The sequence below is a fragment of the Hirschia litorea genome (genome assembly GCF_042665075.1).
In the GTDB taxonomy this organism is placed as follows: domain Bacteria; phylum Pseudomonadota; class Alphaproteobacteria; order Caulobacterales; family Hyphomonadaceae; genus Hirschia; species Hirschia litorea.
The window spans coordinates 44,692-63,016 of record NZ_JBHTBR010000004.1 but is presented as its reverse complement, the minus strand read 5'-3'; the positions used below and the strand labels follow the sequence as shown (position 1 = coordinate 63,016).

Here is an 18,325-nt window from a genome sequence, read left to right as displayed (position 1 = left end):
TATGAATTTTAATATGCTGCTGCTCTGGCCCTTGAAGCCATTGGAGAGGAAAAAATGATTACTGACGCTTTGAATGCGCCCGGAATGAAAGAGATTCTGGCTGGCGCTGATCTTGATCTTGGCTTTGATAAACCCCGTAGCGAAACGCGCGTTGTCGCGGCAATGTCTGGCGGCGTGGATTCCACTGTAGTGGCTGCGTTGTTGCATCATGCTGGCTATGATGTGGTGGGGGTGACTTTGCAGCTGTATGATCACGGTGCTGCCTTGAAAAAACAGGGAGCATGTTGTGCTGGGCAAGATATTCACGATGCGCGGCGGGCGTGTGATGCATTGGGTATTCCTCACTATGTGCTCGATTATGAGAGCCGCTTTAAAGAGCAAGTGATGGAAGATTTTGCAGACACTTATTTGGCAGGTTCAACACCTATTCCATGTGTGCGCTGCAATCAGACTGTGAAGTTTAGAGACCTACTAGAAACTTCCAAAGACCTTGGTGCTGATTGTATGGCGACGGGCCATTATATTCGGCGCGTGATGGGGGCGGACGGACCAGAGTTGGCGCGTGCGGCTGATCCTGACAAGGATCAATCGTACTTCTTGTTTGCGACCACGCATGAGCAATTGGATTATTTGCGCTTTCCTTTGGGAGGTATGAATAAGGAAAGTACGCGTAAGGCAGCATCTGCGCTTGGCCTTGAGGTTGCGGCAAAGCCTGACAGTCAAGATATTTGTTTTGTGCCGGATGGAAAATACACCGCTATTGTTGAGAAACTACGTCCGGGGTCTGGGCGTAAAGGCGAGATTGTACACATGGATGGGCGCGTGTTGGGTGAGCATGATGGTGTGATTAAATACACTGTCGGCCAACGCCGTGGATTGGGTGTGGCGACAGGTGAGCCGATTTATGTGGTGAAGATTGATGCTGGCAAACGTCAGGTGATTGTGGGACCACGTGAGGCGCTGGAGACACGTGCGCTTAGCATGGGCGAGAGCAATTGGCTTGGCGCACAATCTTTGGAAGAGGCGTGTGCATCAAATACGCCTGCACTTGCGCGTGTGCGGTCAACACGGCCACCAAAATCAGGTGTTATGACGCTTGTGAATGGTCAGCCTGGTTTTCGCTTTGATGACGCTGAAGAGGGTGTTGCGCCCGGGCAAGCATGTGTTTTGTATTCCACGGGCGATGCGTCGCGCGTATTGGGCGGCGGTTTCATTACGGGGACTGTATCGGCATATGATGCTGATCCAGCCCCACGTGTGGACGCTTAGTCTTTAGAATTAAGCTCTGGAACTTTAGTGGCATCCAAAAGGCGGCGCGTAATGGTTTGCGTCGTCTTTTGGGTGGTAACTTGCGTTGGCAAGATGAATTGCAAATGCCCAGCCGGTGCTTCAGCATCGCTATAGCTTTGGTCTGTCTCTACGGTGATGCTGTATTGGCCTTGCAAAATAACACACGCATTTTTGGTTAAATGTGACGTGGCAGATTTGCCGTCAACATGCACAATGATACTGTCTGGCTTGCCACGATCATAGCAAAATTCAGTTACGAAAGCGCGGGGCTTATAGTTTTTATTCGGCTTATCAGGCGTGCCTGCCGCGTTGACGACATGGGTTTCAGTCGCGTTTGCGGCGGACCAGTTGCTGCGGATCGTTGTATCTGCATAAGCGGGTGCGAGGGCAGATAAGGCGATACAGGTAGACAAGAGTAGAGATTTCACGGGCTGAACCTTTATGTGTGAACGCCTTGAGGGGATAGACGTAAAGGAGATGATTTATCGCCCTAAAACGTGTTTTTCAATGCTCATACCTGTATAACGTCCGGGTCTGTGATTGACCGCGATAACGAGATTGGTGGCGACGGCACCGGCTATGGAGATCAACACGCTTTCCCACGGCAGGACGAAAAAGCCAGATACCAGAACAAGAACATCAAACCCCAACATGAAATATCCTGCATTGACGAGGTTTTTGTCTTGTAAAAATTGTGCAAAAATACTCATGCCGCCCACACCTGCACGGTGACGGAAAAGGAAGAGTATGCCGCTACCAATGAGCAATCCGCCAAAGACGGATGCGAAAAGCGGGTCGAGCTCTGAAAACTGAACCCAGATTGGCAGTATTTTGGAAAAGACTGAGATAAGGGTCACGATCAGGAATGTTTTGAACGTGAATAATAGGCCCATGCGCAAAAAAGCGAGAATATAGAAGGGCAGGTTGGCAATAAAGAATATCGTGCTGAACTCCCATCCTGTTGCATATTGCAAGAGAAGAGAGAAACCGGCCATGCCGCCTGTGAAAACTTGCGTTTCCAGATACATGACCACCCCAAAACTGATGAGGGACAAGCCTAGAAGCATGGCGAAGATGTCTTCATACCAGCTGTGTTGCTCTGGCGATTTTTTGTGTGAGGTCATAATTGTTTCATCAATTGTTGAAATGGGGTTATTTGCTATTAGAACAGAAGTGCTTAGCAATTTGAACCACGATAAGCTTATAGTTTGAAAAATAATGTTATTGGCTGCTTGGTATTGAATAGCGGATTAGTTGACATTAAATCAATTCAAGAGTTTGTTGCGTTGCAGCACATCAATATAATGAAAGCAGTACAAGGCTGTGGAGGGACTTTATGAGTGATTCAGTTGTAATCGTTGGAATGGCACGCACCCCAATGGGCGGGCTTCTTGGTGATCTTGCTGGAATGTCCGCAAACGAGCTTGGAGCTGTTGCTATAAAAGGCGCGTTGAAAGACGCAGGCGTGGCAGGTTCTGATGTTCAAGAAGTGATCATGGGAAACTGTTTGCCGGGCGGACAGGGACAAGCGCCAGCGCGTCAATCCGTACTTAAAGCTGATATGCCTCAGTCTGTTGAAGCAACGACAATCAACAAAATGTGTGGATCTGGAATGCAGGCTGCCGTTATGGGCCGCAATGCTCTTATGGCAGGTGAAGCACAAATCGTTGTTGTGGGCGGTATGGAAAGCATGACGAATGCACCGCACATGATTAATATGCGTGCAGGCCTTAAATATGGGGCTGGCCAAACGATTGACCACATGGCGAAAGATGGTCTTGAGGATGCGTATGAAGGCAACCCAATGGGTGTGTTCGCTGATCAAGTGGCTGTTGAGTATCAATTCACACGAGAGCAACAAGATGCTTATGCACTAGAGACATTGTCTCGTGCGCAGGCTGCAACAAAAGAGGGTCGCTTTAAGCGCGAGATTGTGCCCGTTACGATTAAAACGCGTAAGGGTGAAGTGACCGTTGATGAAGACCAATTGCCACGTGAAGCGCGTCCGGAAAAAATTCCGAGCTTACGTCCAGCATTTACAAAAGATGGTACTGTGACAGCTGCGAATGCGTCTGCGATTTCTGATGGTGCAGCAGCTTTGGTGATGATGCTAGAATCAGAAGCTAAGAAGCGTGGCTTGAAGCCGCTTGCGCGTGTCGTAAGCAGTGCTGCACATGCTCACGAGCCAAAATATTTTACGACTGCGCCAGTGCCGGCGATTCAAAAAGCTTTGGATAAAGCAGGCTGGAATGTAGCTGACGTTGATGTTTGGGAAATCAATGAAGCATTCGCTGTCGTGCCGATGATTGCCATGAAAGAGCTTGGCATTTCGCATGATAAAGTGAACGTCAATGGTGGTGCATGTGCAATGGGTCACCCAATCGGTGCTTCTGGTGCACGTGTTGTTGTTACATTGCTGAATGCGATGGAGCAAAAAGGCGCTAAGAAAGGTGTTGCGTCACTTTGTATTGGTGGTGGTGAGGGGATCGCCCTTGCTGTTGAGCGGATCTAGGTTGGCCTAAATTAGATGAATAAAAAAGAGCCGCACCCATATCAGGTGCGGCCCTTTTTTTGTGTTTGTATAAAATCGAAAACCCCGATGTCGCGTTATCGGCAGGGCTTTATTCGACAGTTGTTGGTTCTGTGATGAAGGGGGAGATCAAGCCCAGCGGCGCAGCAGTTGTGCGTTTTGCTACATTAACAACAATGCGCGACTGGATGTCGGAAACAAGACCAAGACCCAGAAGTTTATCACGCAAGAAATTATCATAGGCGTGAATGTCGGTTGTGATGATGCGGATAAAATAATCTACAGCGCCAGTGACAGTCATGCATTCGATAACTTCAGGCCAGTCAGCGACAGCACGTTCAAACAGATCTAAATTTTCGCGAGATGGGAGCGTTAATTTCACGTTTGCAATGACTTCAAAGCCAAGACCAAGTTTTTGGTGGTTAAGAAGTGTAACACGACGTTCTATAAGACCTTGCTCTTCCATGCGCTTAATGCGCCTCCAACATGGAGAAGAAGAGAGGCCAACGGCATCCGCAATATCAGCTACGGACATGCCTGCATCTCTTTGGATCAAGTCAAGGATTTTGGCATCAATTGAGTCTAGTTCTAGCGACATGAGTATTCCAACAAACCCTATTTATTGTGCATTAATTTGCCAAATGCTGCATTAAAAACAGGGTAAAGTCAAACAAAAATGCCCATTATGACAAATTGGTCATGTTTTGAGGTTGGTTGAAAATGAGGTGACGGAAGGGCAAATTGTTTTGCTTTTTGCTTCCGTGTGCAGACATAAATTATGTGTTTTTCAGATAAGATCAAGTCTTGTTTTATCAAAGTGGGAATACATTACATCTTCTAGGTGTGGAAGTTTTATGGTGAATTTTTTGAATAAGCTGCAATTTCCTGCTCAAAGGCATTGGCCTTTTCAGCCAACGCATTGTATCTGTAAGTCAAATGACATTAACCATAAGCTGAGGGGATAGCTATGTCTCGTAAATCTGCACTCCGCGCGGCGCTTTTGACCGCAACTATTCTTGTAACGCCTGCTATCTCCGGATGTGCGAGCGCCTATTATGGTGCGATGGAATCCTTCGGCATGGAAAAGCGTGACCTTCTTGTGGAGCGTGTTGTGAAGGCTGCTTCTGCACAAGAAGATGCTAAAGAAGAGTTTGTGTCTGCGCTTGATGCGTTTAAGGCCGTTGTTGACGTGGATGGCGGCGAGCTTGAAGCGACATATAACCGATTGAATGCATCTTATGAGTCGGCAGAAAAAGAAGCAGAGCGTGTGCGCACGCGTGTTAAAGATGTGCAGATCGTATCGAAAGATTTATTTAAAGAGTGGCGCAAAGAGTTAGATCAGTATTCATCAGCGTCACTTCGTTCATCAAGCGAACGCCAATTGGTCGAGACTGAGCAGCGTTATGAAGAGCTTGAGCGCCGTATGCTAAAAGCGTCTGCGTCGATGGACCCAGTGTTGAATGTTTTCAAAGATCGCGTGTTATTTTTAAAGCACAACCTCAACTCACGTGCGATTGCCTCCCTTGAAGGCGAAGCAGCGCAAATTGAGACAGATGTAAGCGCGCTTATTGCAGACATGGAGCGCTCTATTGCTGAAGCCGATGCATTCATTAAAGACATGCGCGGTGAAACAGCCTAACGAATAATTCCTTTCTGATGAAGGGGTTAGTTGATTTTTATAGGGTTTGGGTGGGCCGCTGATAAAGAAAGTGTGATTTTCTTGAAAATCATGCCTTGTCTAGCGCGCAGACCCAGACTATAAGCGCCGTTTCCCGTAATAAGATTGTTTGTTTAAGCAACTTATTGACTGGTGATTGCTCGTAAGAGCGATACGGTTCGGTGGGGTAGCTCAGCTGGTTAGAGCGCAGGACTCATAATCCTGAGGTCGGGAGTTCAAGTCTCCCTCCCACCACCAAGTATCTTCCTGAAAATATAGCGATATTGATTAGGTTGGCGTGCAGAATTTGCTATTCCGATTGGGTTTTGCGGTGTCCGTTAAATATCATAAAATTTATATCTCTGACTTGGACGGCAAATAGTCGGAATGTTTTGTTTTCAAGAACGGAAGCAAGCAAAAGCAAATGCCAAAGAAGGCAGTGAAGTATGCTTGAGCAATGAAGAAATTAGCCCAGTTTATGTCTGGCATTGCAAATTGGCGTATCAGTAGGACGATGACGCCTGTTGAATAGCCAAACGCGTCGGCAATATAGACAAGAAAGCCTGCATTGCCCGCTGCGCCAGTCATGGCGATCATGCGATCAAATAGGACTGTGCCAAAAGGTATATAGGCCAGATAAAGCCCCGCACCGGAAAGCGTCATCCAAGCCATAGGGGATATTAGGTTGTTTTCAAATGCCCATGTTGAAATGCCGATGATGAAAAATCCAGTCACTATCAAAATGTTGATGATGGTGTTTGCGCGCTTATTGCTTCGTACAAGTGATAGAAGGGAGAGCAGGCATAAAATACCAATCGCGATAGGAAGTTCGCTGATGGTGAAGGCCGAGATTGTGTTTTGATAGCCCAAATCAGCCCAAATTTCAGCGGCAAAACTTTCTCTTATATCCCTAAAGGCAGTTAGCAATATGTATGAGAAGATAAGTACGGCAAGTGTGGGGGCTAGTGCTATAAAGCTTTGTTTGCGCGCGGCGGCGTCCATGGAAACGCGCGCGCGGCGCTCGTGAATATCAGCTTCGCTCGGGGCGGGTAAGCAGGCCAGAAGGGCGACAGAAATCAATAAAGGAATTTCAAAAATGGCTCCCGTGGCGAAGGGCATCCATTGTTCGCTCACATTGTGAGTGTGCATGAGCCATGCGCCGACGGATTTTACTGCGCCGGATGCAAAAATAAAACTCGCACATAATATGCCGCTTAAAAGTTCCGTTGTGCGACGCCCCTCAACCCAAGCAAATACAAATCCCCATATCATCCCTAAAGGGAGACTATTGATGAAAACCATGGATAAATTCCAAGGCGCAGGCAAAAGCGCGAACCCTAATAGGGCGAGCCAAGAAATACTCATAAGACCAAGTATGAGCCATGCACGATGGGCGGCGGAATGGGAGGAAACAACGCGGACACCAATCCATTTTGAGAGCGCATACCCCAAAACCTGAATAGTTATCAGCGCGATTTTATAATCAATATCTCCAAATAAGGTGGGGGTGTTTTCAAAAGTTGCGACCGTGATTGGTTTTCGGAAGGCGTACATGGAAAAGTAGGCTGAAAAAGCCGCTAATCCTGCCAACGCGACAAAGGCGGGCGAGTTGGGTTTTAGATTGAATTTTGAGATCATAAATATACGCAAACAGAGAGAGTTTGCTTTTGTCTAACGCATTGCTGTGTCAGATTTGCAAAAGAGGGCACAATTGCGCGTGCCCTCTTTATTTTTATTGTGATATGCAGTGTTTTAAATATCTGAAAATTTTATGCTTTTTCCGTCATGGACGATTTTCTCAGAATGTATTGTTGAGACGCGATATTCTGTAGTCAGAACATTATCGACGGCAACAAAATCAGCGTTTGCACTTTGTGGGGTAAACACAACCCTTACATAGCCTTGATGTAAGTTATCGGTCCATTTCACTTCATCTAATTCTTGTTCAAAGATGCGGTCTAGCTTTTCCGCGACATCGTTTGGCCAACCGCTTTCCACAAAATCACCTGGAGAGGATATGCCAGCCGTACCCAGCTCAATCCCTGCTGGGTTGCCGTCTGCGTCTTTAAGAGGGTTAGCCCAATAAGAGTGACTATCTCCGGTGAGAAATAGGAGGTCATTTGCGCCTACAGATTTTGCTAATTTGTATAAGTTTTCACGGGCAACAGGGTAGCCATCCCATGTGTCAGTGTAGAAGGGAAGGTTCCATTTCCCTTTCCAGAAGAGCGCTTTGGTCCAGAAGCCTTCAGGGTCTTTATTCATGTCTGGTGTAATGCCGTGTTTGCTGACATCTGGAACGGGCATGCGGGCGATTGGGCTGGCATTTCCCAGCATGCGCCACGGTTGATTGGAAGAGACAGAAGCTTCAAGCCCGTCTCTAAGCGCCTTCTCCATGCCTTGAGAAATCATCTTGCGTTCTGGGTCTTGCATGACATCCTTGATGAATATGTCCCGCGTTTCAGGGGAGGTGATGTTTGCAAAATGTTTGAGGTAATCAACTTGTTCGCTGCGGCCCGTGTGGCGTGTTTCCAGTGTGATTAGTGTAGCTAAATCGCCGAAAGAATAGGTGCGCCAAGCCTCTGAGCGGGTTTGATTGCCTGTAGGTTCGCGGATGGGCATCCACTCATAATAGGCTTGGATTGATGCTTGGCGGCGGGCGGCGTAATCGCCTTCCGTGTCGGGCTGGTGATTTTGAGCGCCATCCATCCAAGGATTGTTTGCTGTTTCATGGTCATCCCAGATACAGAGCAGAGGGTGGGCTGCATGCATGGCAAGAGAGCCTGCATCGGTTTTATATTGAGCGTGACGGGTGCGGTAATCTTGAAGGGTGATGATTTCATGTTTTGGAGAGTGAACGCGGCCAACCGTTTTGGCGGTTTCATGCCCCCAACCTTCATCACCGCCATACTCGTAAATATAATCGCCTGTGTGTAAAACGACATCTATGGCTTCATCTTTGGCGATTGCGTCATAGGCATTGAAGAAACCAAATGCGAAATTGGAGCAAGATGCGAGCGCAACGCCAAGCTTTTCAACATTGCCCGATGGCAAGGTTTTCGTGCGGCCAATGGGGGATGTCGCGTTCAAAGCTTTAAAGCGGTAAAAATACGTGCTGCCAGCCTCTAAATTTTCAGGAATGACTTTGACAGTGAAGTCTTTATCGGCGTTTGTAGATGTGGTGCCAGTTTGAATGATGGTGTTGAAATCTTGGTCGGACGCTAATTCCCAATCAACTTCAACTGTTTCAGAGGCTGTTGAGATGCGTGTCCAGATAACCAAGCTTGTGTGCTGAATATCTCCACTCGCAACACCATGTAGGAAGATGGTATTGGCAGAGTTATCTGCTTTGAACGGAGTGGGTTTAGGTTTAGGAGAGCAAGCGAGTGCACCGCTAGCTGCGAGTAGTCCTAAAGTTTGCCGGCGGGAAAGACTCATATCTAGTCTCCTATCATGTCTCTATAAAACGAAAAATGAGGACGAGCAGGGATAGTGCTCGTCCTCCAGTTGCTTCGGTTTATTTGGGTTTAGAAGTCTGCCGTTAGAGACAGAGCAACTGTGCGAGGTGCGCCAATCCAAGCACCTGAGTTTTGTGCGATGGTTCCAAGATAGCTTTCATCGAACAAGTTTGTGACGTTCAGGCGCATGTTTACGCCATCCAATGCAGGGACGATCGCGCCGCCATTCATACCCAGATATAGATCAACGATTGTTGTGGCATCCGTGTCGAATGAACCAAGCGCTGTGCCTGGAGGAACGATGGTGTTGCCTGTCGCATCAGTAACGGCAAAGTTGCGTGCAACGTTTACACGGCGCTCACCTGTATATTTAGCCGAAACACCGGCGTTGAAGTTATCAATATACCAGTCAGCAGAAGCAACGAACATGTTGTCTGCAATACCTGCAACAGGATTGCCTTCCCAAATTCCGGCATTGTCGTTCAATGTGCGCACAAGGTCAGCAATTTCTGCTTCTGATGCGCCTTCAATTGAGGCTGGAGAGAGGACGGAAGCGTCAATCCCAAGATATGTGGCATCGTTATTCGTGTATGATGCATAGAATGATAGGTTATCAGTCGCTTCAAATGCGGCGGCAATTTCAAAACCTGTTGATTCAATTCCGCCAACATTGGCAAAGCCACCATTAGAAGCTTCCAGATAGTCGATTTCACCCGGCGCTGCAGCAAGTGAGATTGTTGTTAGGCGGTTTTCAAAGTCGTTTTGGAAGTAGACGGCGCTAGCTGAAAAGCGTCCTTCAGAATAACGTACACCCGCTTCCATAGTTTCAGATGTTTCAGGCTCCGGGAATTGCGGCACCAACACCTCAAAAACATCATCAGCAAGTGCTCTGTAGTTTTCTGCGTACCCAATGAAAGCTTCAAGCCCGTTAACCGCGCTCGGTGCGTAAGAGAGCCCCCCAGAGAATAGAACATCTGATTCTGATTCTGCGGTGAAATTTTCTGTTGCAGAGCTAGGATCAAAGTTGTTTTTACGCTCTATTTCATTGTGGAATTGCTTAACGCCAAGCGTTGCAGTGATGTCTGCAAACTGAATGGAATCTTCAATATACCATTTGAAAGTTGATTGCGGGAAGTTCCGGTTATATTGCGTGAAATATGGGTCTACATCAAAGCCAAACCCGACGGTTGCATCAGTAATTTTGTGCCAGTCGCGGTATTCATAACGAGTGGCATCTTCATACCAAATTCCGGCGCGAAGCGTGTTTTCAACTGATCCAAAGTTTTTGTTCCAATCGATATCTGCTGTTAGACCTGTACGCTCTTTTTGATAGTGCGTGTGACGATAGGACTGAACCGGAGTTGCATCCGCGTCTGCTGGATCTGCAGCAAGACCATCAGCACCGACATAAGTGTAAGTGTTACCTGGTGTGCCTGTGACAGCGCCTGTTAGGTCAAGCAGGTAAGGAGGGGCCCAGTCACCGCGTCCGTCTTGGTCGTGACGATAGATTGCAGCTTCTAGGTTTAGCCCATCAATTATTTCATAATCAGCTTTCACATACGCAAACAGGTTCTCACGTAGAGTTGACCAAGCGCGACGATAGTTCTGATCTACGGCTGGCGTAGCAGTCCAAACACCAGTCAATCCATCTGAATCTGGGTTGGCTTCATATTGAGCCGCAGAATAAATGCGCTGATAGTTATCTTCATGGGTGTCATCGAAGGTAATGTAACCAGCCAAATTGAGTTTTCCAAATTCGGATTCTATTTTGGCCGCGAAGTGATCTTTTTCGTTTTCGGCTGAACCATCAATGAAGTCTGTTGCTTCGATTGTGGACGCTGAAACCCACATTTTTGTCGTGTCATTGAGGAATAGGCCAGTGTCATAGCGACCATATAGGCCGCGTGCTTCATGATCACCCACAGTTAGGCCAAGGCGAGCGCGACTTTCATCCAATGGACTTTGTGTTTTGAAGTCAATTGTTCCACCCAAAGCTTCGTTTGAGCGTGAAGCAATATCTGCTGTTCCCTGAGAAACTGTTGCGCCAGCAAGGTTCATTGGGTCGATATAGCGGTTGGCTTTAGAGCCGCCACCATAGCCAGAACCACCATTTGGAAGACCATCTATTGTCATCCCAACTTGACCGCCTTGGAAACCGCGAAGTGCGACAGATGTGGACCAGTCGTCGAAGCCATATGAGTCACCTTCATTGATGCTCACACCAGGGAGATTGTCTATTTGTGCGATAACGGATGTGATTGGCGCTTGCTGTAGCTCCATGCCTTCCGTGGTCTCGAGGGCGGAGTATGTTTTACCTTGGCCTACGACAACAATTGTATCCATCTCTGCAATTGCGTCGGCTGCAACAGCTGCGTTGTCTGCGTGGGCTTGAAATGCAAGGCAGAAGCTTGCGCTGGCAAGTAAGCTAAGTTGAAGTTTTTTTCGCACGATAATCCCCTCAGGAAAAAAAATAGGTACATTTGAAGGGAATTTGGAAAGGCCACATAAAAATGTCATAAAGCCACACAAAACCAAATTTAACCCTGTTCATGAGGGGCAATTAGTGAAAACACGTCACGAATTTGTGACAAAATGTGGTTTTTGTTGGTTTTTGGTGTGGAATATGTGGAATGTTATTGGATTGTCACATTTTGCGTTATAAGCAGAACGTAGGCAAATGGTTGCATTCCAAAAGGGAAGTTACGCCAATTCGCTCAATTGGGTATATTAGAGGTTTCGTTTTTATGTCTTTAGATCCTTCAGGTCGTCAACTTTCCATTCTCAGCGTACTTGAGGAAGAGGGGGCTTGCTCGATATTGAGATTGGCCGAACGTTTCGACGTTTCAGATGAAACCGTGCGCCGAGATGTAAAGCATCTTGAAGTAATGGGTTATGTTCAGAAGATACATGGTGGTGTGCGATTACCAGATAATGTGTTTGAGACCCCCTTCCGTCAAAGGCAGCATGAAGAATCCGATGCCAAGCAAAAAATAGGGGAGCGTGCGGCGCAGCTTATCGAAGATGGTATGACTGTATCTATTGAAAGCAGCACAACCGCATTTTGGGTGGCGCGTCATATCACCAAGCAGCGTAATGTGTCGATTATTACGAATGGATTGGAAATTGTTCGCGAAGTTTGCGGCCGTAATAACAACCGTGTGTATCTTGCGGGCGGTGAGGTCTCAGACACGACAATGTCGACATTGGGTGCTAATGCACTGAGTTTTATTCAACGGTTCACGCCGGATATGGTGATATTGGGAGCTTCAGCTATCCATCCAGAGGCGGGGTTGTGTGATTTTCATCTGGCTGAGGCAGACTTTGCCAGTGCTTTGCTTGAGCAATCTCTGTCTGCGAAAATAGTTGTTATTGCAGATAGCACAAAATTTATGAAACGCGGTTTAGTGAAGGTCTGCGATTTTGATAAGATTGATATACTTGTCACAGACCGTATGCCGGAAGGTGAATTGGCAAGCGCACTTAACGGCATAGACATTATTATAGCATAATGCGGTTAAGCCCGAATACACACGTAACGGATTGAAAATACTAGAATAAAGCTTTTGCTGCTAGCGCTATACCGGCCCACAATAAAGCAGATGCTCCAAAGGCAAAGCTCAAAGAGAGTAGGAGTGGCCACTTATCTGCGGAATCAATCTGCATCTGTCTGTCAGGATCAACAGAGTGTCTAGACCTGAATTTTACGACATTGGATTTTGACGGATGATATAAGCCTGTCCTTGGGTTAAAGAAACCAGTCGTGCAAGGCTTCGCTGACGCTGAATCAGCGCGGCGTTCAAAATCTGGCGTTTCACTCCCAAATGACATATTTATTACCTTTGTATTCTTATTTTATGTCGGTTCCACACAGAGTATGGACGCTAATAGTTAACTATACAATTACGCTTGAAAAGCGTTTTTGTTGCGGCATCCTGCTAGTGTGTTGATTGTTATAAATATTTATTTTTAACCTAAGCGTAAATACATAATAAGTCATGCAAAATAGGGTGGGTGGCCTCGTAAAACTGAGCAATCTGAGCAAAATAGATTCTCATTATTTTTACTAAAATGGGTGTTTTTTTATATGTAGAGGGCGAAATATTTATATAAAAGCCCGATCTGTTAACTTTTGCGCAATCTTAGGCTGCTTATATGAAACAAGTTGGGAGCGGTTCTCGAGCCGCAAACAGCTTTCACAAGCATAGTAAGGACCCCCTCCCTTTGCTCTGGGCGTGAAATATAAGGATTAAGGTTACATCTGCAGTCTTCTCACCCTCACCCCCCAAGTGTGGGTGTAATCTGATCCCTTATGAGACAATCGACTTATACTAAAATTGCCTCCTAGAATTACCCGCTCTTCACCCCGAAGGGCGGGTAATTTGATTCTGGAGTTTCATTTTTTGAATTTAGGAGGGACTAGGAGTCTGATTTTGCTGCAGGTTTTGTCAAATATCCCATGCCGGTAATCGCGGAGAGAAGGGCTGCGATACCGAGGATAATGATCCAAGACCAATTTAAAAGCGGTGTGAAACCGATCCAAGGGAGCGCCATGAAAATTGGCATTGCGACAGCGATAAGTTCCAAGGTTGTTTTGTATTTTGCAAGGTTTGAAACGGGGGCACCTTCACCATCAGGGGCGAGGAGGCGTAGGACAGTAATGAAGATATCCCGCCCTACAATTACCAAAACGGGTATTAAAATCAGATAGTTAAACTCACCTTGCGCGTAACGTGTCATGCCTACAAATGTGAGTAATGGTAGCCCGACAAGTGCTTTATCGGCGATTGGGTCTAGGATTCGGCCAAATTTAGAGTGCGCATCCCAAGCACGTGCGGCCATGCCGTCAAATAGGTCTGTGAGTGCGGCAACGACAAAAAGCCCTGCTGCCCATAGCTGGTATTTCGTGCCTAGCGCCTCAGCAGCTGCAATATATTCTGGTGAGTTTTCAGTAGCTTGCGGACCAAACTCGGCCATGTGAGGTATTGAGAATCCCTTCCACATCAGCCAGGCCACAACGGGGGCGAGGAGAAATCGCGCAAGTGTTAGCGCATTTGGAATTATCATTTTCATTAGCCCATACCCCTAAAGCTTAAGTGTCAGTTGGGAACTTTGTAGCCTTGAATGAGATAAATGTGGAGAGGGTATTTACCTTGATTGCACCTTGAAGATCCCAATTTTACGCGCTCTGCACCCGTTCTGCATGCCCTATGCGAGTATTCTGCTAGCTTGCTGCTTAGGTGATGCTCGCTATATGGAGCGATAAAGGTGTGCTTTTGCAAGAAGAGAAGTTGCTGTGTGGCCTTGGTCTGGTACGGTCTAGCGCTTCTCAAGCTTACCTAGGGGCCACCATACTAAGGTCTAGGTTGTATTTTCTGTAAATTAATGTAAGTTTAAGTTGTGGTTAATGTGTTTGTGGTTGCGAAAATGTACTCGGGGATGGGTGCAAATCTCAAATATCTAGCCATCGTTAGCCGAACTTATCCAACACATTACAATAGCGAGTATATTGAATGTGTTGCTGATAAGGGACGTAACGCTTTTGGGTGTTCTCAACATAGAATCGTCGCCGGCGAAATAGGGTCGGGACGAATTTATGATTTTGAAAATACCAAAAGAGTTTTCGGCAATGTGACGATAGGGCGCTCAGAAGAGGCGTCTGCATAAAGCGCAATGGCTAATTCGTTTGGCAGAATGTCGGCGTAGTTATTGTGTGCGGGTATGATGGTTATAGCCGGTAATATGTGTGTTGATTGCTGAATTACTTGAAATTGATTTTCAAGTTTTGGTTTATGCATCGGCATATGTGGAACTTTTTCATGCCTGAATAAAAATTGCAGCGTTTATTTTGAATGAGGGTGAGATAGAGATGCAAAAAGATAAGAAAAAATTTGAATTTGAGGCGGTGCCGTGGCTCTTTAAGGGACGCAGCGGCGCGTGGGCATTTGTGACATTGCCTGAGCAAATGTCCTGTGAAATTAAAAAATATGTTGGCGGAAACGATGAGAATTTTGGCGCTTTAAAGGTGAATGTTCGCTGCGGCGAAGCATGCTGGAAGACATCTATATTTCCTGATGTGTTTTTAGATGAGCATGAAAGCCGATATGAATTGCCTTTGAAGATGAGCACGTTGAAGAAAGCTAATATTGCCCAAGGTGAAGTGGCAAAATTCACCCTAGATCTAGCTGCTTGAACGAATGGTAAAGCATCGTTTGTGTTGGATAGTGAATTAGCGTTTTGAAAAAAAGCCGCTGGCGTGAATAGGATATGCCGCTGCAATCTCTTTTTGAGTTAGGCTCCCCGTAAGTAGAGTGCCTCCTCGAGTGTGAATCCCAGCCTATCTGGCTTAGTTTTCCCTTGGCTAAACTTGCATAGGTTGGGATTCTTTTTTCACATAGAGTTGCGTGTTTTAACGCCCCAAAGTCGCGTGCGCGAGTGGCTCAAATTGAATGATATAAAATTGGTTTGGTGTAGGCTGTTCATTATTAAAGGCAGGCGAACGGTGGAGTTTGTTCGCAGTTGCATAAATGCCTGCATCACCTGCATTTGCAAAACCTTCAACCCAGTCCAGAATGTTATCATCTTGGAAAAGCTGCGTGTATTTGCGGTCAGTTGTGATGACGCCTAGCGCACTGTTTGCGATGTCTGAAATATAAACATTGCCTTCAGAATCGATTGTGATGCCATCGCTCATAGGCTTATCTGCATAGCGTTCAACGCGTGCTTCAAGTGCTGCATTGTCTAGCGTCTTGTCTAAAAGATCAGCTGTTTTTACGCGATATAGCGCTGTGCTCGTCATAGGCGCGAAGTAAACATATTCGTTTTGGTCATCAATCGTGATGGGGTTGATACCGACTTTGGCATCATTGCCTTGCATAGTAAGTGGTTTGCCGCGAATAATCATTTGCTTGTCTTCGGGCGTGGTGACTTTCGAGCCTTCTAGCACACGGCGAACAAGGCCGGTGTCTATATCTAAAACCAAAATTGCGGATGTGGTATCTGAGGCCGTTTCAGCAATGTAAATCGCGTTATTGTCCCGATCCACAGCCATGTCGTTTAGGATGAAATTATCATAGATTAGAGGGCGCGGAATGTGGAAGATTTTGTAGAGTTTCTCGTTCTTTGTGTCCCAGCCAATAACGCGGCCCATGCCATCCTTGCCCCAGATTGTGTCTAGGAACCAAAAAATTCCATCGCGGTCTACGATAGCGCCCAAAACGGCATTAATTTCAGGGAAGAATTCAGCTTTTGGATAAGGCTCGAAACTGCCATCTGGCATGACTTCGACAATTTTGTGCGGAGGGCCATAAGCAAGGTGTGTGCTCATGAAAATGCGACCATCGGCACCAACTGCAATGTTTGCGGGTGCGTTTGTGGCATCCATTTCTCGGAAAACTTTGAAATCTTTAGGCTGTTCTGCACAAGCCGTCTGTAAGCAGCATAAGGCTGATATGGCGAGTATTAGGCGCTTTAGCATGAATGCCTCCCTATTTGTATATTGTTTACAATGAGTGGAAGCTAACCGAGTTTTTTCTCATTGGGAAGGTGTCGGGTTTTGCAGGAATGAATTTTCTACAGCGGCAGATGAGGCGTGTACTCATATTGGATAAACACAGCCTAGATTGCTAAAGCGAATGGTATAGAAAATGGGTGTATTTTGTATTGGATTGGAATTTTGTGGGGGGAGTTATGGAAGCGAAGAGTTCAAAGCAAAAAAGCGGTGTTTATCGCACTCTAGGAAAGGTATCGCTGTTATTGATTGCGTTCGTGCTTGCGCATTGGGGGGTATCACGCGGTGAAGATGCAATTCGCCAGAATCGGATTGATAGATTGAGCGGGCAATGTGATGCGGGAATTGATGCGTCATGTTTGGCATTGGCTGATATGTACCTTCAGGGGCGAGATGGAGATATCGGATATCCTTTTGAAGTAGATACGAGCCCAATGGAGGTGGCTTATTATCTGGCGAGTTCATGCCAATTGGGGAATGCAGATTCGTGTTTAGCTGCCGGAGAGATTGTATTGAAATTTGGGGATGCAAACATATTTTTTGAGCGCGCTTGCGAGCTTAAATCCAACGCAGGATGTGAGGCGCTGGCTGCAAATTGAGATATGTGTGTGTTTAAAGCGGTGTTGTAGCTCTCCTCGAAAGAAGAGCTACAAGCAGTTATATTAAAGCATAAAGGCCAGCAATGCGAAGCTGACCGCGCCAAGGCCGGTGGCGATGATTGTGGTTTTGCGATAAGCAGGTGCCAACAAGCCGACGAAGAAACCGCCGACAACGACGATGAATAGAGCTATTGCAGCGAGGATTTGATAGCTTCTAAAGAGTGTCGGGCCGTGGCCTTTGTGTAATTCCATCAAGCTGTATTGCAGGTCTGGCTTAACGCTGTTTGCGGTTACGCCATCTTCTGAGATGTTGAACTGAACATATTCACGCGATGTAGGGCGTGTTTGCAGCACATTGCCTCTGTTTTTGACATAATCAAATTTATGGTCAGATCCCGCAGCCTTTAGAAGGTCAGCAACGTCTTGCTCAAGTGTTGGGCTGTCAGAGTTGAGAACTGCGCCAGCGGGAAGAGCGAGCGGTGATGTCGTCGTGCTGCCTTTCACGCCCAAAAGATACAGGCCGCCTGTCACAGCGACGAGCAAAAAGGCAGGGGTCAGGAAAGCCGCACAATACAGGTGAATTTGAACGAGTATTTTGCGAAGTTGAATCGGGTTCATGAATGCGCTCACTTAGGTTTGCGTTTTGTGTGTTGCGCTTTGGATAATTTAGAACGGGCAAATGTGCAAATGCATGCGTGATTGTGCGGGGCATTTGTTGTTTGGGGGATAGGTGGAAGGATGGTGCATTCGCTAGCGCTTAATGCACCCTACGGGGGGGCTTTATCACCCTAAACCAAGCTCTTAAACATCACATGGGCGTCGACCATGCCTTTGGTGGGGTGGTTGAAGGCTTTGGGGAGGGTGCCGACAGTGTCGAAGCCCCAGCGGTGCCAGAGGCGGACCGCGCCTTCATTAGTGGAGACGACACAGTTAAATTGCATCGCTTTATAGCCTAGCTCGACGGCTTTTTTCAGAGAGTGTTCGCACATTTGCGAGGCGACACCGCGCCCGCGTGCTTTATAGCCTGTGATATAACCACAATTTGCGATGTGGGAGAGGCCGCCCATACCGTTTTGACGTAGATAATATGTGCCTAAAATATCCTCTCCGCATTGAGCGACGAAGGTGTGCTTATTATCTGAGCACCAATAGTTTAGCGCTTGCTCTTTGGTCCAGTCGCGGGGGACGGTGTAGGTCTCTCCGGCGCTGATAACAGGCTCAAGAATTTCCCACATACGGTCATGGTCATCAGGTGTGGCGGGGCGAATATTCAAGGCTGTCGGCATG

17 protein-coding genes and 1 tRNA gene are annotated in these 18,325 nt (G+C 46.8%); 7 read left to right on the top strand and 11 right to left on the bottom strand.

What is annotated here, in order from left to right:
• Positions 1-54: 54 nt before the first annotated feature.
• The gene (gene mnmA, locus ACFQS8_RS07515) at positions 55-1,269 is read left to right on the top strand and encodes a tRNA 2-thiouridine(34) synthase MnmA (RefSeq protein WP_382166686.1); all 1,215 of its coding nucleotides are present in this window, start codon (positions 55-57) and stop codon (positions 1,267-1,269) included.
• On the opposite strand, the gene ACFQS8_RS07510 is transcribed toward mnmA, so the two are convergent.
• Positions 1,266-1,718 (bottom strand): hypothetical protein, encoded by a 453-nt coding sequence (locus ACFQS8_RS07510; RefSeq protein WP_382166685.1) that lies wholly within the window; start codon positions 1,716-1,718, stop codon positions 1,266-1,268. The genes mnmA and ACFQS8_RS07510 overlap by 4 nt on opposite strands.
• A gap of 54 nt (positions 1,719-1,772) precedes the next feature.
• Complete coding sequence (locus tag ACFQS8_RS07505) at positions 1,773-2,414, bottom strand: YitT family protein (RefSeq protein WP_382166684.1); 642 nt, start codon at positions 2,412-2,414, stop codon at positions 1,773-1,775.
• Positions 2,415-2,626: 212 nt separating this feature from the next.
• On the opposite strand from ACFQS8_RS07505, the gene ACFQS8_RS07500 reads away from it, so the two are divergent.
• Positions 2,627-3,802 (top strand): thiolase family protein, encoded by a 1,176-nt coding sequence (locus tag ACFQS8_RS07500; RefSeq protein ID WP_382166683.1) that lies wholly within the window; start codon positions 2,627-2,629, stop codon positions 3,800-3,802.
• A gap of 109 nt (positions 3,803-3,911) precedes the next feature.
• Here the strand turns inward: ACFQS8_RS07500 and ACFQS8_RS07495 are convergent, their stop codons facing one another.
• A complete protein-coding gene (locus ACFQS8_RS07495) occupies positions 3,912-4,418 on the bottom strand; it encodes an Lrp/AsnC family transcriptional regulator (protein WP_382166682.1) in 507 nt (168 codons plus the stop codon).
• Between the two features lie 369 nt (positions 4,419-4,787).
• Between ACFQS8_RS07495 and ACFQS8_RS07490 the strand changes: the two genes are divergently transcribed.
• Positions 4,788-5,459 carry a DUF2959 domain-containing protein gene (locus tag ACFQS8_RS07490; protein ID WP_382166681.1) on the top strand — a complete coding sequence of 224 codons (672 nt, stop codon included), beginning with the start codon at positions 4,788-4,790 and terminating at the stop codon, positions 5,457-5,459.
• 199 nt (positions 5,460-5,658) lie between these two features.
• A tRNA-Met gene (locus tag ACFQS8_RS07485) sits at positions 5,659-5,735 on the top strand.
• A 96-nt stretch (positions 5,736-5,831) separates the two neighbouring features.
• On the opposite strand, the gene ACFQS8_RS07480 is transcribed toward ACFQS8_RS07485, so the two are convergent.
• From ACFQS8_RS07480 to ACFQS8_RS07470, 3 genes are all read right to left on the bottom strand, one after another.
• The gene (locus ACFQS8_RS07480; protein ID WP_382166679.1) at positions 5,832-7,115 is read right to left on the bottom strand and encodes a DUF5690 family protein; all 1,284 of its coding nucleotides are present in this window, start codon (positions 7,113-7,115) and stop codon (positions 5,832-5,834) included.
• Between the two features lie 114 nt (positions 7,116-7,229).
• The gene (locus ACFQS8_RS07475; RefSeq protein WP_382166678.1) at positions 7,230-8,912 is read right to left on the bottom strand and encodes an alkaline phosphatase D family protein; all 1,683 of its coding nucleotides are present in this window, start codon (positions 8,910-8,912) and stop codon (positions 7,230-7,232) included.
• An 89-nt stretch (positions 8,913-9,001) separates the two neighbouring features.
• The gene (locus ACFQS8_RS07470; protein ID WP_382166677.1) at positions 9,002-11,380 is read right to left on the bottom strand and encodes a TonB-dependent receptor; all 2,379 of its coding nucleotides are present in this window, start codon (positions 11,378-11,380) and stop codon (positions 9,002-9,004) included.
• 296 nt (positions 11,381-11,676) lie between these two features.
• Between ACFQS8_RS07470 and ACFQS8_RS07465 the strand changes: the two genes are divergently transcribed.
• Entirely contained in the window at positions 11,677-12,441 is a 765-nt protein-coding gene (locus ACFQS8_RS07465; protein WP_382166676.1) for a DeoR/GlpR family DNA-binding transcription regulator, read from the top strand.
• 40 nt (positions 12,442-12,481) lie between these two features.
• Here ACFQS8_RS07465 and ACFQS8_RS07460 read toward each other — a convergent pair whose 3' ends face one another.
• Both ACFQS8_RS07460 and ACFQS8_RS07455 read right to left on the bottom strand, forming a co-directional pair.
• The gene (locus ACFQS8_RS07460) at positions 12,482-12,760 is read right to left on the bottom strand and encodes a hypothetical protein (protein WP_382166675.1); all 279 of its coding nucleotides are present in this window, start codon (positions 12,758-12,760) and stop codon (positions 12,482-12,484) included.
• A 588-nt stretch (positions 12,761-13,348) separates the two neighbouring features.
• The gene (locus ACFQS8_RS07455) at positions 13,349-14,002 is read right to left on the bottom strand and encodes a CDP-alcohol phosphatidyltransferase family protein (protein WP_382166674.1); all 654 of its coding nucleotides are present in this window, start codon (positions 14,000-14,002) and stop codon (positions 13,349-13,351) included.
• A 796-nt stretch (positions 14,003-14,798) separates the two neighbouring features.
• Between ACFQS8_RS07455 and ACFQS8_RS07450 the strand changes: the two genes are divergently transcribed.
• Entirely contained in the window at positions 14,799-15,122 is a 324-nt protein-coding gene (locus ACFQS8_RS07450) for a DUF1905 domain-containing protein (protein ID WP_382166673.1), read from the top strand.
• A gap of 216 nt (positions 15,123-15,338) precedes the next feature.
• On the opposite strand, the gene ACFQS8_RS07445 is transcribed toward ACFQS8_RS07450, so the two are convergent.
• Positions 15,339-16,406, bottom strand: a complete 1,068-nt coding sequence (locus ACFQS8_RS07445; protein WP_382166672.1) for an L-dopachrome tautomerase-related protein — start codon at positions 16,404-16,406, stop codon at positions 15,339-15,341.
• Between the two features lie 212 nt (positions 16,407-16,618).
• Here ACFQS8_RS07445 and ACFQS8_RS07440 point away from each other — a divergent pair, with 212 nt between their 5' ends.
• Positions 16,619-17,038, top strand: a complete 420-nt coding sequence (locus tag ACFQS8_RS07440) for a hypothetical protein (protein WP_382166671.1) — start codon at positions 16,619-16,621, stop codon at positions 17,036-17,038.
• Positions 17,039-17,101: 63 nt separating this feature from the next.
• Here the strand turns inward: ACFQS8_RS07440 and ACFQS8_RS07435 are convergent, their stop codons facing one another.
• Together ACFQS8_RS07435 and ACFQS8_RS07430 are read right to left on the bottom strand one after the other, a co-directional pair.
• Positions 17,102-17,656, bottom strand: a complete 555-nt coding sequence (locus ACFQS8_RS07435) for a hypothetical protein (RefSeq protein ID WP_382166670.1) — start codon at positions 17,654-17,656, stop codon at positions 17,102-17,104.
• Positions 17,657-17,826: 170 nt separating this feature from the next.
• Positions 17,827-18,324 (bottom strand): GNAT family N-acetyltransferase, encoded by a 498-nt coding sequence (locus tag ACFQS8_RS07430; RefSeq protein ID WP_382166669.1) that lies wholly within the window; start codon positions 18,322-18,324, stop codon positions 17,827-17,829.
• Between the last annotated feature and the right edge of the window lies 1 nt (position 18,325).